This window comes from Chelativorans alearensis (assembly GCF_010993735.1).
Classification (GTDB): Bacteria; Pseudomonadota; Alphaproteobacteria; order Rhizobiales; family Rhizobiaceae; genus Chelativorans; species Chelativorans alearense.
Map to the genome: position 1 here is coordinate 1 of NZ_WQNI01000004.1, position 15,369 is coordinate 15,369.

The window sequence follows — 15,369 nt, forward strand, 5'->3', positions numbered from 1 at the left end:
TGGGCGCGCGCCCGCGGCCTGCCGCGCACGGCCGGCCACCGCGCCGGTGTCGAAGCGCTGCGCCGCACCGTGCGCGCCGCCGGCGAGATGGGCATCGGCTGGCTCACCGTCTATGCCTTCTCCTCGGAAAACTGGTCGCGCCCGAAGTCGGAGGTCTCGGACCTCATGGGCCTCCTGAAGCTTTTCATCCGCCGCGACCTTGCCGAACTGCACCAGAACGGCGTGCGCGTGCGCATCGTCGGCAGCCGCGAAGGGCTGGAGCCGGATATCGCCGCCCTTTTGGCCGAGGCCGAGAGCCTGACGGCCGGCAACACCAACATGAACCTCGTCGTCGCCTTCAACTACGGAGCGCGCGCCGAGATCCTGCGCGCCGCCCGTGCGCTGGCCCGAAAGGTGAAGGCCGGGCGGCTCGACCCGGAGGACCTGACGGAAGACGATTTCGAGGCGAGCCTAGAGACCGCGGGCATTCCCGATCCCGACCTGATCGTGCGCACCAGCGGCGAGCAGCGCCTGTCGAATTTCCTCCTGTGGCAGGCGGCCTATGCGGAATTCGTCTTCCTGCCGTGCAAATGGCCGGATTTCGGGCGCGAGGAACTTGCCACGGCGATCGCCGCCTTCGAGGAAAGGGACCGCCGCTTCGGCAGCGTGGCGCCGCAAGAAGCGGTGTCATGAGTGAAGAGGCGCCGCAAGGCGGCGCGGGCAAGCATAGCAATCTTCAAAAGCGCGTCGTCTCGGCGCTGGTTTTGGGCGCCGTGGTGCTCACCGCCGCCATCCTTGGCGGCATCGCCTTCAGGCTGTTCGCCGTCGTGACGGCGGCGCTGATCTTCTATGAGTGGACGGCCATGCGGCGGGCGGCCCGCCGCGCGCACGAGATCGTCTCCTGGGGTCTTCTGGCCGCCGCCCTTCTGGTCCTCTTAGCGGGGGCCTCGGCGCCGCTGGTCTTCGCCGCGCTGGCTGCCGCCTGCCTTTTGACGCTGGCGCATGCCGCCTTTTCCGGCGGCGGCGTGTGGAGCGCGGCCGGCATCGCCTATGCCGGCGTGCCGGCTGCCGCGCTCGCCTTCCTGCGCGGGGCGGACGAGGCGGGGCTGATCGCCGTGCTCTTCCTCTTCGCCGTCGTCTGGGCGACCGACATTCTCGCCTATTTCACCGGCCGCGCCTTGGGCGGGCCCAAGCTTGCGCCGGCGATCTCCCCCGGCAAGACCTGGAGCGGCGCCGTGGGCGGGGCCCTTGGCGGCGTTGCCGCGGGAGCGGCCGTCGCCTGGCTTGCCGCCACCGGGCTTTCGCCCGTGTGGGCGGGGCTCCTGGCGCTCGTCCTGTCGGCCGTCTCGCAGGTGGGGGACCTTTTCGAATCAGCCGTGAAACGGCGCCATGGCGTGAAGGATTCCAGCGCGCTCATTCCCGGGCATGGCGGGGTGATGGACCGCGTCGACGCCCTGGTGGCGGCGGCGGTGATCTTTTATGTGCTGGGCGCCCTATATTCGGGTGCCGACACGCCGGCTGCCGGTTTCTTCTCAAATTGAGAAATGTTACATGCTGTCATGGATTTGCCGGTTTTGAACAGACACTAGGCCGGTTCATCGTTTCATGAAAAAGCGCAAGGAATTGACGTGACCGACATTGCTGTTCCCTTCCTCGGTCTCGGCGACTTCCTTATCGGAACCATCCTGCCGTTTCTGTTCGTGCTCACCGTCGTCGTCTTCGTGCACGAGATGGGGCACTACCTGGTCGGCCGCTGGTGCGGCATCGGCGTCAGGGCCTTCTCCATCGGCTTCGGGCCGGAGCTTTTCGGTTTCAACGACCGCCGGGGCACGCGCTGGCGCCTTTCGGCCATCCCGCTGGGCGGCTATGTGAAGTTCGTCGGCGATGTCGGGGCGGCGAGCCAGCCCGACGCCGAGGGCCTGGAGACGCTTTCCAGCGAGGAGCGGAGCATCGCCTTCCACACACAGCCGGTGTGGAAGCGGGCGGCGACCGTTTTCGCCGGGCCGCTGTTCAATTTCCTGCTGACCATCGTCGTCTTCGCCGTCATGTTCGCCATGTTCGGCCGCTACGTGGCCGACCCCATGGTGGCCGAGGTGCGGCCGGACAGCCCGGCGGCGCAGGCGGGTATAGAGCCGGGAGACCGCTTCGTCTCGGTCGACGGCGTGCCTGTGGAAACGTTCTCCGATGTGCAGCGGCTGGTTTCCGGCCGCGCCGGCGATCCGCTCACCTTCGTCATGGAGCGCGAGGGCCGCCAGGTCGAGACGGTCGCCACGCCGGAGGCGACGGAGCAGACGGACGCGCTCGGCAACACCGTCAAGATCGGCATCATCGGCGTCGTCAACAACGAGGCGCTGGGCCAGCCGCGCATAATCGAGTACGGCCCGCTGGAGGCCGTCGTGGCCGGCGTCGAGGAGACCGGCAGCGTGATCGCCCGCACGGGGCAGTTCCTCAAGCGGCTCGTGGCCGGCCGCGAGGATCGCTGCCAGCTCGGCGGGCCGGTGAAGATCGCCGACATGGCCGGCAAGGCGGCCGGGCTGGGCTTCGAATGGCTGGTGCAACTGGTGGCGCTCTTGTCGGTGGGCATCGGCATTCTCAACCTTTTGCCCATTCCCCCGCTCGATGGCGGGCATCTGGTGTTCTACGCGCTTGAGGCGGTGCTGCGCCGGCCCGTCCCTTCGCAGGTTGTCGAGGTGGTCTACCGGGCGGGAATGTTGATGGTGCTGGTGTTCATGGCTTTCGTTTTCTGGAACGATCTGTTTGGATGCTGAGCGAAGGGGCGAGTCACCGCAGGGAGGATAGGGGAGAGACATCCACCGGGGGTTGTTGAGGCGGCGTTTACCACGGCGAACGATTGGCGTGGCGCGAAAGCCACTAATGTCCGCTTCGTAAACGCAAATTAACCAGAAGCCTTGCGTGTAGGGAAATTCCGGCTATTACGGTAGGCCAAATTGCCTGCGCGTCCGGTTTCTCGCCGTGGGGACAACGAGAATAGAAGGTATTTTAGCTCTATGAAGGCAGCTTCGAGATTGATGTCCGCCGTTTCGGCGGTAGCGCTGTCGGCCGGTTTTGCGACAGCTGGAGCGGTTGCCGTTCAGCTCGCGACCGTCGCCTCGACCGAGGCCGCGACAGCGAGCCGGATCGAAGTGCGGGGGAACCGCCGTGTCGATGCCGATACGATCCGCACCCAGGTCGGCATCAGCCCGGGACAGTCCTTCAGCAATGCCGATCTCGATGAGGCCGTGAAGCGCCTTTTCGCCACCGGCCTTTTTGCTGACGTGTCGATCACGCAGTCCGGCGGCGCGCTTATCGTCACGGTGGACGAATATGCGATCGTCAACCAGGTGCTCTTCCAGGGCAACAAGAAGATCAAGGACCAGAACCTGGCGCAGTCCGTGCAGCTGCAGCCGCGCCGCGCCTTCTCGAACCAGCTCATGGAGGCCGATGCCGAGGCCATCCGCGAGGCCTATCGCCGCATCGGCCGCGACGACGCGACGGTGAGTGCGCGCGTGCAGGAATTGGACGACGGCCGCGTCAACGTGATCTACGAGGTCCAGGAAGGCGACCGCACGAAGATCGCCGCCATCAATTTCGAGGGCAACAGCGCCTTCAGCGACCGGCGCCTGCGGGATGTGATCTCGACCAAGCGGTCGAACATCTTCTCGTTCCTGATGCGCAACGACATCTACGACGAGAACCGGCTGCGCGCCGACGAGGAGGTGCTGCGCCGCTTCTACTTCAACCGCGGCTATGCCGACTTCCGCGTCATCTCGTCCTCCGCCGACCTTGCCGATAACGATTACACGGTCACCTTCACCATCGAGGAAGGCGAGCGGTACACGTTCGGCGATGTCACCGTCGAATCGACCATTCCCGGCGTCGACGTCGAGGCCCTGCGCTCGGAAATCAAGACCCGCAGCGGCGCCGTCTACAGCGCCGAGGACGTCGAAGAAACGATCGTCGGCCTGACGGAGAACGTTGCCGGCCTCGGCTATGCCTTCGCGCAGGTCACGCCGCGCGGCAACCGCGACTTCGCGAATCGCACGATCTCCGTCGTCTATGCCATCGACGAGGGACCGCGCGCCTATATCGAGCGCATCGAAATCCGCGGCAACAACCGCACGCGCGACTACGTCATCCGCCGCGAGTTCGACATCAGCGAGGGCGACGCCTTCAACCAGGTCCTCGTGCAGCGGGCAAAGCGCCGGCTCGACAGGCTGAACTTCTTCGAGACGGTGAACATCACCACCGTGCCCGGCTCCGAGCCGGACCAGGTGGTGCTGGTGGTCGACGTGGTCGAGAAGTCGACCGGCGAGTTCTCCATCGGCGCCGGCTACACCACTGGCGCCTCCAACTCCTCCAGCGGCGGCTTCTCGGTCGAGGGCTCGATCACGGAGCGCAACTTCCTCGGGCGCGGTCAGTTCGTCCGCCTCGCGGCTGCCGGCGGCGAGGATTCGCGCGATTACTCCTTCTCCTTCACCGAGCCCTATTTCCTCGGCCGGCGGATCTCGGCGGGCTTCGACATCTTCCGCAACACGCGTAAGTTCAGCAACTCGGATGACGACGATATCTACGAAAGAGAGACGACCGGCGGTACGGTACGCTTCGGCCTGCCGATCACCGAAGCGCTGACGGCACAGGTTGCCTACAACTACTCGCAGGAAGAATTCGACCAGGAGGCGGACAGCGCCGACCTGTCGACCGCGGTGCAACAGGCGCTCGACCAGGGCACCTGGCGAAAGTCCTCGGTCAGCGGCTCGCTCATCTACAACACGATCGACGACATGCGGAACCCGCGTGAGGGTATCCACGCTACTTTGACGACGGAGGTCGCGGGTCTGGGCGGCGACGCGAAATGGGCGAAGTTCACCGGACGCGCCAACATGTACCAGATGCTTTCGGACGAGCTTGATCTTGTTGGCTTGCTGACCGTGGGCGCCGGGCACATCGTCGGTTTCGATGAGGATCTGCGCATCTTCGACCAGTTCAACAGCAGCGATCGGATCATTCGCGGCTTCAAGTATAACGGGATCGGCCCGTTTGAGACGACCCCCGACGGTGACCGGGACTATCTCGGCGGAACCACCTACTTCCATGCTACCGCCGAGGCACAGTTCCCGCTGCCGGTTATCCCCGAAAGCTTCGGTATTCGTGGTGCGGTGTTCGCGGATGCGGCGACGCTTTATGGCAGCGACTACGACAGCGCGGATGTCGGGGGAACCGACATGGAGTGGCGCGCCTCGGTCGGCGCGAGCCTGATCTGGGCTTCGCCCTTCGGGCCGCTCAGGGTGGACTATGCCGAACCGGTCGTGAAGGAATCGACGGACCGGATCCAGCACTGGAATTTCGGTATCTCGACCCGGTTCTAGGAACAAGAGCATGCTGTCCGGGCGGCTGCCGGCGGCCCGGACCAGAAGGCATTCAATGAAGGAACCGGAATTTTTCGCTCCCGCACGCCGCTTCCAGGTGAGCGAAATTGCCACGCTGACTGGCGCCCGGCTGGTCGACGCGGCGCATTCCGACATCGCGGTCACCCGCCTGGCGTCGGCTTCCGAAGGCGGCGAGAACACGCTTGTCTTCATCGACGGCAAGCGCAATGCGGCAATGCTCGGCGCGCTTCGGGCGGCGGCTGTGCTGTGCACGGAAGAGGCCGCCAGCCAGGTGCCGGCCGGCATCGCCATTCTGGCGACCTCAAGGCCCCAGCAGGCCTTTGCCGAGGTGGCAAGGTTGCTTTTCCCCGCGGCAATCCGCCCGCAGCCTGTGACCGGCGAGACCGGCATCTCCGCCCACGCCATCATCGCGCCCGATGCGGTGCTGGAAGAGGGCGCGGTGGTGGAGGCAGGCGCCGTGATCGGCGCCGGCGCGGCGATCGGACGTGGCGCGGTGATCGCCCCGCATGCGGTGGTCGGCGCGGGTTGCAGCGTGGGCCGCGATACCTACATCGGTCCCAATGCGACGGTGCAATACGCCGTCATCGGCGATCGCGTCATCGTTCACCCGGGCGCGCAGATCGGCCAGGACGGTTTCGGTTTCCTGCCGGGGGCGGCGGGCCTTGAGAAGAACCCGCAGATCGGCCGCGTCATCATCCAGGACGATGTCGAGATCGGCTCCAACACCACCGTGGACCGCGGCGCCTTGTCCGATACGGTGATCGGCGAGGGCACCAAGATCGACAATCTCGTGCAGGTGGCCCACAACGTGCGCATCGGGCGCAGCTGCGTCATCGCCGGCCATTGCGGGTTGTCGGGTTCGGTAACGCTGGGCGATTATGTGATGCTCGGCGGGCGTGTCGGCATTGCCGACCACATCGCCATCGGCGACCGCGCCCAGCTTGCCGCCTCGAGCGGCGTCATGACCGACATTCCAGCCGGCGAGCGCTGGGCCGGTTCTCCCGCCCAGCCCATGCGCCAGGCCTTTCGGGAGATCGCCGCCCTGCGCAGCCTGGCGGAAGGAAAGCGGAGGGGGAGCAAGAGCGATGGATAAAACTGTGCCGACGACACTGGAAAGCCTCGACATACAGAACCTTCTGCGGCTCCTGCCGCACCGCTACCCCTTTCTGCTGGTCGACCGGATCATCGACGTCGACGCGGACAATTCCGCCATCGGCATCAAGAACGTGACGGCCAACGAACCGCATTTCATGGGGCATTTTCCCGGCCAGCCGGTGATGCCGGGCGTGCTGATCATCGAGGCGATGGCACAGACGGCGGGCGCCATCTGCATCCACAACGCCGGCGACAGCCAGCCCTCGGTCGTCTATTTCATGACCATCGACAACGCCAAGTTCCGCAAGCCCGTGGTGCCGGGCGATCGGTTGGAGATCCACGTCGTAAAGCTGAAGCAGCGCGGCAAGATCTGGAAGTTTTCCTGCGAAGCCATGGTCGACGGCGGCAAGGTGGCCGAGGCGGTGATCTCCGCCTTGATGTCGCCAAACGAGCCGGATTGACGGGCGGCATGACAGCTGAGACCCTCATCCACCCGTCGGCCGTCGTCGAGAAGGGCGCCGAGATCGGCAGCGGTGTCCGCATCGGGCCCTTCTGCCACGTTTCCGCCGAGGCCGTTCTCGGCGACGGCGTGGAGCTGATCAGCCATGTATCGATCATGAGCGCGACCACGCTCGGAGCCGGCTGCCAGGTCTTCCCCAACGCCGTGCTGGGCGGCCCGCCGCAGAATTTCAAGCACAAGGGCGGCCGCACGACGCTTAACGTGGGGCGCGGCTGCGTGATCCGCGAAGGCGTGACGCTCCACCGCGGGACCGACACCAGCCGCGGCAAGACCACCATCGGCGAGGATTGCCTGTTCATGGCCTATAGCCACGTCGCGCACGATTGCGACGTCGGCAACAAGGTGACCATGGCCAACTACGCCGGCCTTGGCGGGCATTCGGAGATCGGCGATCACGTCATCATGTCCGGCTATGCGGCGGTGCATCAGTTTGTCCGCATCGGCCATCATGCCTTTCTGGGCGGCTTTGCCGCCGTCGTCGGCGACGTCATCCCCTACGGCATGGCGATCGGCGACCGGGCCAAGCTGCGCGGGCTCAACGTCATCGGCATGAAGCGCGCCGGCATGGAGCGCTCCGAGCTGACGCAGCTTCGGCGGGCCTACAAGCTGCTGTTTTCGCCGGAGCGGCCGCTTTCGGAGAACCTTGAGCTCGTGCAGCGCGCGTTTCCCGGCTCGCAAGCGGTGGCGGACCTCCTCAGCTTCGTTGCCGGCCGGGAAAAGCGCCACTTCACCGTGCCGCCGAGCGGGGCCGCGGATGAGGACGATGACGACGGCGCCGAATAAGCCGCCGCGCAGTCTGGCAATCGGCACGGGCGACCGCATAGCCATCATCGCCGGCAGCGGCCGGCTGCCGCAAGATATCGTCGAGGGCCTTTTCGATGCCGGCCATCGCCCACTCGTTGCGGCGATCGAGGGGGAGGCGGAATTTTCCGAAGCGCCGGAGCGCTACGACCTTCTGCGCGTGCCGGCACAGCGGCTGGGGCTTCTCATGCCCGAGCTCAAGCGGCACGGCGTGACCCATCTCGTGCTGGCCGGCGGGGTGGCGGCACGCCCGCCGATCAGGAGCCTGCGTGTCCATCCGCGCTTCCTTCTGCACCTGCCGCGGCTCCTCACCGCCTATGCGCGCGGCGACGACGCGCTGCTGCGCATGCTCGTCGGCTACGTCGAGGCGAACGGAATACGCGTCGTCGGCGCCCATGAGCTGGTGCCGGACCTGCTGGCGCCGGAGGGGCTTTTGAGCAAGGCGAAACCGGCGCGCGGCGACGAGAAGGACATCGCCGCCGCCCTTGCTGCCGCCCGCGCCATCGGCCGGCTGGACATCGGCCAGGCGGCAATCGCCATTGGCGGGCGGGCCGTCGCGCTTGAAGGCATCGAGGGGACGGACGGCCTGCTCGCCCGCACCAAGGAGTTGCGCTCGCACGGGCGGCTTGCCGGAAAGGGGCGCGGCGTTCTGGTGAAATGCGCCAAGCCCGGCCAGGAGGCGCGCGCCGACCTGCCGACGATCGGCCCGCAGACCGTGACGGCGGCCCATGGCGCGGGGCTTGCCGGGATTGCCGTCGAGGCCGAGGTGAGCTTCATCCTCGATTGCGCCGAGACGGTGCGCCTGGCCGACCTTCACGGCCTTTTCCTCCTCGGCTTTACGCGGGGGCGGGAGCAATGAGCGGGAAGGGGCCGCTGAAGATCGCGGTGGTTGCCGGCGAAGAGTCGGGCGACCTTCTGGGCGCCGATCTCGCGGCGGCGATCGAGCGCCGGACGGGGCGGACGGTCGAACTTACCGGCGTCGGCGGGCGCAATCTCGAGGGGTTGGGGCTGAAGTCTCTCTTCAACGCCGACGATATCGCCCTCATGGGCATTTCGGCGGTCCTGCGCGATCTGCCGCGCCTCATGCGGCGCATCGGCCAGGCGGCGAGCGCGATTGCCGCTGCCAAGCCCGATTGCCTTGTCACCATCGACAGCCCCGATTTCGGCCTGCGCGTTGCGAAGAAGGTGAGGGCGGCCGACCCTTCGATCCCCGTCGTCCACTACGTGTGTCCGAGCGTGTGGGCGTGGCGGCCCGGCCGGGCAGCGGCCATGCGGCCGCATGTCGACCACGTCTTGTGTCTTCTGCCTTTCGAGCCGGACGAGCTTGGGCGCCTCGGCGGGCCGCCCGGCACGTTCGTCGGCCACCGCCTGAGCAATGATGAGAATATCCAGGCGGCGGCGCGGGCGCAGATCGCGCGGGGCGGACAGGGAACGCGGAAAAAGCTCCTCCTTCTGCCGGGCTCCCGCAAAGGCGAGGTGCGGCGCCTTCTCGGCCCATTCGGCGAGACGGTGGCGGAACTGGCGGCGGCGGGCCATACGTTCGACGTGGCTCTGCCAACGGTGCCGCATGTTGCGGCACTGGTGAAAACGGCGGTGGCGGGCTGGCCGGTGCGGCCACAGGTCATCCTCGATCAGGCGGGCAAATGGACTGCCTTCGCCGAGGCCGATGCCGCGCTCGCCTGCTCGGGCACGGTGGCGCTGGAGCTTGCGCTCTCCCGAGTGCCCTTCATAAGTTGCTACAAGACGGACGCCGTCGCCTCGCGGCTGGCGCCGTTTCTGCTCACCGTCTGGTCGGCCTCGCTGCCCAACCTGATCGCCGGCTGGCCGGTCGTGCCGGAGCACTTCAACGCGTTCGTCCGTCCCGTTTATCTGGCGCGCCAGCTGGACCAGCTCTGGCGCGACACGCCGACCCGCCGCGCCCAGCGCGAAGGCTTTGTCGAAGTGGCCGAGGCGCTTGCCACGCCGCGCCCCTCGGGCGATATGGCGGCGGAGATCGTGCTCCGGCACATCGGGCACAACAGCACGCGGTGATCCATGGATATTTGCACCTTCTGGTACGGGCCCCGTCTTCGCGAGGTGGATCAGCTTTGCCTGGCCTCGATGGTCATGACGGGACAGCGGGTCAAGCTGTTCAGCTACGAGCCGGTGCTGAACGTCCCCGCGGGGGTGGAGTGTTGCGAGGCGGAGGCGATATTGCCGCGCGAGACCTTCAAGCGGCTCGATCCCGGCTATCCCAAACTCAAATCGTCCCGGACCATTCCCCATTTCAGCGACCTGTTCCGCGTCACGCTCATGAGGCACAAGCAAGGGGTGTGGCTCGATACCGACATCTATCTGGTGAAGAGGTTCGAGCCCGATCCCGCCCGGCACTATCTGGCGCGCGAGAACCGCAGCCGCCTCGGCGTCTCCGCGCTCTACCTGCCGGAGAACAGCCCGATCATCGCGGAATTCGAGCGGTATATCGCCAGTGACGATATCGCGCCGCGCTGGCTCGGGATAAGGCGGCGCGTGCTGCGGCCGATGCTCTTAAGGCTGAAGGGAAAGGAGGTCACGCCGGCCGCCCTTGGCATCACCATCTTCGCCAATGACGGCATTTCCCGCATGGCGAAGCGTTACGGGATATTCCGCGACGCGGCGCCCAAGGAGAGCTTCTATTATTGGAACGGCAAGGAGTCGCTGAAGATCTTCTCGGCCAAGTACGGCCTCGAACCGCTCCACCACCCCCACTTCATCGGCTTCCACATTCACCAGAAGGGCCCGACGACGGCCACGCCCGAGGAGGGCAGCTTCTACCACTGGGCGCGAAAGAGGGTGTTCGATCACGGATTCCGGTTCGACGAGCCGACAGCGGCCCCGACCGGCGGTCGCCCGCCTATCGCACCCGCTCCATGAGCGCCTGGGCGGCCTGGGGGGCGCGGATCTTTCCCTCGTGGATGAAGTAGACGAAGACGTCGCGCGGGCGCGGCTCGATCTTCACCGTCTCGTCGGCAAGCGGCAGGTCGCCCGGCATGCCGCCTTCGGCCCAGGTCCTGGCACGGCTCGCCCACTGGTCGAGATCGCCGGGCGTATAGGCGGTGGGGATGGAATCCTCGCCGCGCTGCAGCCGCGCATAGACGAAATCCGCCGTCACATCCGCCATTTCGGGATAGGTGAAGTGGTGGGCGTAGCAGATGGCGGCACCGTATTTGCGGGCAAGGGCGGCGAACTCCGGCACGACGAAGGACGCATGGCGCACCTCGAGCACGTGGCGAAGGGGGATGCCGTCCTGCTTTTCAGGCAGGAGCTTCAGAAAACCCTCGAAATCCTCCGGGTCGAACTTCTTGGTCGGCGCGAACTGCCAGACGAGCGGGCCGAGCTTGTCGCCCAGCTCCGCGATGCCCGAGCCGAGAAAGCGGGCGAGCGATTCCGCCGCTTCCGCGAGCACCTTGCGGTTGGTCACGAAGCGGTTGCCCTTCAGCGAAAAGATGAAGCCGTCCGGCGCCTCGGACGCCCATTTGGCAAAGACGGCGGGCTTCTGCGAGCCGTAATAGGTGCCGTTCACCTCGATGGTGGGCATCTGCCGGCTGGCATATTCGAGCTGCCGCTTCTTCGGCAGGTCGCCCGGATAGAAGGTGCCTTCCCAGGGCTCGAAGGTCCAGCCGCCGATGCCGGCGCGGATAGTGCCTGATTGCATCTCATCGCTCCTCACGTTCACGCGCCGAAAATGCGTCCGCCTCGTCGCTTTGTCCACCCGGCACCCGTCGGCTCCTGACATGCTGGTTTCCCTTCGCTCACGGGGGCGCCCGAAAAGTCGGGCGGGCGGCGGTCGCCGCCTTGTTGGTTCCTTTCGCTCGCGGCCGAGCGCTCCCCCGGACAAGTCCGGGCTCGCTGGCCTCCGCGGGGGCGCCCGAAAAGTCGGGCGGGCGGCGGTCGCCGCCTTGGCGTTCGGCCGTGCTCCATCCTTACCACGCCCGGGTCTTGCCCCGTCTGGCTTGTTGGAATGCTCGACTTTCTGAACGCGTCCGCACCGCCCATGTCATGAGGTATCGGGGCTCTCCAGCGCGTAGAGGGCCAGCGAATGGGCGTGCGCCAGGATCTCGTCGACCTCGCGGATGTTGCGGGGGCGGATTTCGGACGGGTCGAAGCGGGACAGCCGGCCGCCGGGCGGGCGGCCGCCGCGCAGCGGTGCAGTGCGGCGCGTAAGCCCCAGATCGCGGCGCGCCTTCCAGCGGGCAAAGCGCCTGGCCTGTCCCGGCAGATCGTCAAGCGCGGCGGCGAGTGCCGCGAGGCGCTGGCCAAGACGCGCGGCGCTGACGGGATCGTCGCGCGATGGCGGCTGCGGGAGGGGAGACGGCTCGATGACGCCAGGAAACAGGATGCGCGGGACAGCGTGCGCGGGCCCATGGCGGCCGCGGCCCCCTTCGGCAAGCTCAGGGCTGAGCGAAAGCCGCAGCGGGTCGAAGAGCGGCAGGCTCAAGCTTCGCGGACGGGCGGGCGCGGCGGCCCGCCTGGCTTCCGCCCTCGCTCTGCGCGCTGCGGCGGAGAGGTCCGCGGGCGAGGCCATCACGGCGATGCCGAGGCTGCGCAGGAGCGGCGCCGGGCTTGCGGGCCTCTGTTTGCGCGGGGGCGGCAGACAGACGGTGAGACCGCGCGCGGCGGCGATGACCAGCCGCCGCGCGGCGGCCTCAGCCGGGCGCAGCAGGCGGAGGATGGCGCGCCAGAGATGGCGGGGCAGGGTCTTTCGCGGCTCGCCTTCGGCCCGCGCCTCAGGATGAGGGCCCACGGCCGGGCCGGCCATGGCCACGAGGGAAGCCACGATGCGCTTCAGCGCCTCGCGATCCCGCTCGATTGCCGCACGTCCGTCCATGGCTGCCTCCTTCGAACAGGTGATGGGATCATCGCATCGAATGCGAGGAGTGTGAATAGAGATAGGAAAATAATCCTGACAAATGCTGACAGCCGGTTGTGCTTCCCGTTGCCCATGCTGGCCTACGCCTATTGGGCGAGTTCCGATTGCAATTCAAACCTGAGAGGCTGCGTCAGGCGATTTAGGGAGAAGGCGGGGTGGGCTACGTCAACCATCCACGAATGCCTCGGCGGCGGCTGCTTTGGCGGTCGCCGGTTGCACTCCTGGCCGTCGCCACCGTCTTGGCGGGGACCGCGTCGATTCTTTCCTTCGCGATTGAGCCCTTGCCACAGCTGCCTGCGTTCACACGCCGGGTTGCGAGCATGCCGGCTGAGCCTATTGGACTGCTGATTGTCGCTCTGCTGGTTGGCGCCTTTACTGGCAGGACCGTCGAGCGTTTCTTGTCTGAGAGGCGACGGCAGGAATGGCGGCAAAAGAACCGCTGGCGCTGGGAGCGGAAGCGCAGCGGGGATAACATTGATAACCGACCGTGGGCGAAGCCCGATCCGGCCGCGCCCAAACAACCCGATGCTGCTAAGCAGCTGCGGATTGTCATGGGCGCCAATTTCACGATTAAGTCACTCCTCAACAAGAGCGAAGCACGTGTATTCTGGGAGCTCGACCGGATGGTGATTGGATGCAATCCCGGGTGGCAGGTGATGGCCCAAGTGTCGTTAGGTGAAATCCTGCGTAGCAAGGACGCGGACGCCTACGGCTGCATCAATTCGAAACGGGTCGACCTGCTTCTGGTGGACGAGGGCTGCTGGCCTCGGCATGCAATCGAATACCAAGGCGTCGGGCATTATCAGAGTGACGCCGCAGCGCGAGACGCGGTCAAGAAGGAAGCGCTACGACGGGCAGGCATCGGTTATCACGAGGTCCTGGCCGGCCAGACTACGCCTTCTGAACTCAGGCGACTGGTCGAGAAACTCGTAGACAAGCCAAAAGCAGCTCAATAGCGACCGGTTCTTAATCACGCTAGTTGCAGAACTCGCCAAGCCGCCCGCGCGTAAACCGGGCCCGCCAGCCCTGTGGGCAATTATTGAAGGTCTGTTCACCCTCGTCCACGACACTGATCAACGCGAAATCTCGACCCAGAACGGACGCTTGTTCGATGGGCGAGAATTCACACTTCGAGCCCTTTGTTGCCAATCCACAACTTGCTAAATTCTCCGAATGAAGATGACCAGCCGGTATGGCGCTCGTGAAGTCTGCCCGCAGCGAACTCACCGTTTGAGCCCACAGCGCCCTTTCCAGCTTAGTGATGCGCTACGATGGAATCGAACACCCTTTCTAGGAAGGGGCGGAGAACCCCTTGCGAGTATTCGCGCGGAATTCGATGTCCGCATTCGAACACGCTGAGAGTGACTGGAACGCCAGCGTCGGACAGGGCTTCGGAGAATATCTCTGCTTGGGCAACTGGAGCACGGTCGTCGTGCCTTCCGTGTAAAAGCAAAGTTTCCGACCGGATTTTATGCGCATGATGCAAGGCCGAGCGGGCCAGAAAGGCTTTGCGCGATAGGCCCGCCTCTTTCTGGATTGCCTGTCGCAAGCCACGAGAACTCTTTTCAAAGGCCGCTTTGAGATCGTAGACGCCGCTGGACAGAATGATTGCTCGTAGATCGGATACCTGGGCGGCGACCATTGCCGATGCAACAGCCCCACGGCTGTTACCATAAAGAACGATACGCTCAGGATCGATAGACGGCTGCTCCTTCAGAAAGGACAGAGCGGCCATGATCGTCTGCTGAGTGCCTGGGCCGCAGAAATCGGCAGGGCCGTCTGAAGCGCCGAAACCAGCCTGCGAGACCGCTGCCGCCGTGATATTCAGGCCAGTCGAGAAGCGAAGCAGCGTCCCATTATCGACGATCTCTTTCGCGCCGATAAGAAGGCCACCCTGATTGCCATGGACAAACAGTATTGCTCCCGTAGGTGTGGCGTTGGAGGCCTGCGCTTGAAAAAGTTCAACAGCGGCTCCGTCAGTTCGTTCAATTAGATGTCGCGTCACTACTGATATATCCACCACCAGGTCCAGTTTGCAGGCCAACGATATGGCGCCCCGAGAGCGTGTCAATGTCCGCAATTGCGTCGTATGGGAGAGCCTCGCCATGCGGCCAACCGTGTCAATCGACACTTGCCTGCCAGTAACGCCGAACGTTGGCGAAGACCGCAAAGGCGCCGATCTCCCCCTTGTGGGCAAGGCTATCGCATATGGATTCTGAGTCCTTGTTCGGACCCCCACCCCTAACCCCTCCCCTCAAGGGGGAAGGGGGACGATGGCGTGCTCGGCCGCACCTCCCTCCCCCTTGAGGGGAGGGATTGAGGGTGGGGGTCCGGCGAAGCCGAACGAAGACTCAATCCATATGCGATAGCCCTGCCCTTGTGGGGGGATGTCCGGCCCTTCGACAAAGCTCAGGACCAGAGGGGCGCGAAGGAACGGGGCGTTCACCCGGATATTCACGCCGGGGATGAAGAGGTAGCGAGGCGATCCAGGGGATCGCCGCCGTACCCGGCCGATGGCGTTCCCGCATGGATCCTTAGGGCTCAAGCCCGAGGATGACAAAGCCAGGGCTGCGAATTCAGGTTAATGCAGCGCAAATCACCCCCACTCCGTCTTGCTTCGCAATCCACCTCTCCCCCTGCCCGGGGGAGAGGAAGGGCGCCAAGCGGCGCGATTTGCACTTCCTCTCCCCCGTCGAGCG

The 15,369-nt window shown here is 65.7% G+C and carries 14 protein-coding genes; 11 read left to right on the forward strand and 3 right to left on the reverse strand.

Translation table 11 applies throughout. From position 1 onward, the window contains the following. From GPJ75_RS07305 to GPJ75_RS07350, 10 genes are all read left to right on the forward strand, one after another. A partial coding sequence (locus GPJ75_RS07305; protein WP_163266662.1) for an isoprenyl transferase occupies positions 1-672 on the forward strand: 672 nt, incomplete at its 5' end. After that, positions 669-1,520 (forward strand): phosphatidate cytidylyltransferase, encoded by an 852-nt coding sequence (locus tag GPJ75_RS07310; protein ID WP_163266664.1) that lies wholly within the window; start codon positions 669-671, stop codon positions 1,518-1,520. The genes GPJ75_RS07305 and GPJ75_RS07310, both read left to right, overlap by 4 nt. Before the next feature lie 87 nt (positions 1,521-1,607). Beyond that, positions 1,608-2,747, forward strand: a complete 1,140-nt coding sequence (gene rseP / locus GPJ75_RS07315) for an RIP metalloprotease RseP (RefSeq protein ID WP_163266666.1) — start codon at positions 1,608-1,610, stop codon at positions 2,745-2,747. Positions 2,748-2,987: 240 nt separating this feature from the next. Next, positions 2,988-5,345, forward strand: a complete 2,358-nt coding sequence (gene bamA / locus GPJ75_RS07320) for an outer membrane protein assembly factor BamA (protein ID WP_163266668.1) — start codon at positions 2,988-2,990, stop codon at positions 5,343-5,345. 55 nt (positions 5,346-5,400) lie between these two features. Continuing rightward, the gene (gene lpxD, locus GPJ75_RS07325) at positions 5,401-6,459 is read left to right on the forward strand and encodes a UDP-3-O-(3-hydroxymyristoyl)glucosamine N-acyltransferase (RefSeq protein WP_163266670.1); all 1,059 of its coding nucleotides are present in this window, start codon (positions 5,401-5,403) and stop codon (positions 6,457-6,459) included. After that, positions 6,452-6,922: a 3-hydroxyacyl-ACP dehydratase FabZ gene (fabZ, locus tag GPJ75_RS07330; RefSeq protein WP_163266672.1), complete on the forward strand. Its 471-nt coding sequence runs from the start codon at positions 6,452-6,454 to the stop codon at positions 6,920-6,922. Before lpxD ends, fabZ begins: the two co-directional genes overlap by 8 nt. An 8-nt stretch (positions 6,923-6,930) precedes the next feature. Further along, positions 6,931-7,764 carry an acyl-ACP--UDP-N-acetylglucosamine O-acyltransferase gene (gene lpxA, locus GPJ75_RS07335; RefSeq protein ID WP_163266674.1) on the forward strand — a complete coding sequence of 278 codons (834 nt, stop codon included), beginning with the start codon at positions 6,931-6,933 and terminating at the stop codon, positions 7,762-7,764. Further along, positions 7,745-8,641: an LpxI family protein gene (locus GPJ75_RS07340; RefSeq protein WP_163266676.1), complete on the forward strand. Its 897-nt coding sequence runs from the start codon at positions 7,745-7,747 to the stop codon at positions 8,639-8,641. Before lpxA ends, GPJ75_RS07340 begins: the two co-directional genes overlap by 20 nt. Next, the gene (locus GPJ75_RS07345) at positions 8,638-9,813 is read left to right on the forward strand and encodes a lipid-A-disaccharide synthase (protein ID WP_163266678.1); all 1,176 of its coding nucleotides are present in this window, start codon (positions 8,638-8,640) and stop codon (positions 9,811-9,813) included. The genes GPJ75_RS07340 and GPJ75_RS07345 overlap by 4 nt, the downstream gene beginning before the upstream one ends. 3 nt (positions 9,814-9,816) lie before the next feature. Further along, on the forward strand, positions 9,817-10,674 hold the full coding sequence (locus GPJ75_RS07350) for a glycosyltransferase family 32 protein (RefSeq protein WP_246248956.1): 858 nt from the start codon (positions 9,817-9,819) through the stop codon (positions 10,672-10,674). On the opposite strand, the gene GPJ75_RS07355 is transcribed toward GPJ75_RS07350, so the two are convergent. Further along, positions 10,655-11,455: a DUF72 domain-containing protein gene (locus GPJ75_RS07355; RefSeq protein ID WP_163266680.1), complete on the reverse strand. Its 801-nt coding sequence runs from the start codon at positions 11,453-11,455 to the stop codon at positions 10,655-10,657. The two genes, GPJ75_RS07350 and GPJ75_RS07355, sit on opposite strands and share 20 nt — an antisense overlap. A 342-nt stretch (positions 11,456-11,797) precedes the next feature. After that, a complete protein-coding gene (locus GPJ75_RS07360) occupies positions 11,798-12,628 on the reverse strand; it encodes a hypothetical protein (protein ID WP_163266682.1) in 831 nt (276 codons plus the stop codon). Positions 12,629-12,990: 362 nt separating this feature from the next. Between GPJ75_RS07360 and GPJ75_RS07365 the strand changes: the two genes are divergently transcribed. Next, on the forward strand, positions 12,991-13,626 hold the full coding sequence (locus tag GPJ75_RS07365; RefSeq protein ID WP_163267017.1) for a DUF2726 domain-containing protein: 636 nt from the start codon (positions 12,991-12,993) through the stop codon (positions 13,624-13,626). Positions 13,627-13,925: 299 nt separating this feature from the next. Here GPJ75_RS07365 and GPJ75_RS07370 read toward each other — a convergent pair whose 3' ends face one another. After that, a complete protein-coding gene (locus GPJ75_RS07370; RefSeq protein WP_163267019.1) occupies positions 13,926-14,693 on the reverse strand; it encodes an alpha/beta hydrolase family protein in 768 nt (255 codons plus the stop codon). Between the last annotated feature and the right edge of the window lie 676 nt (positions 14,694-15,369).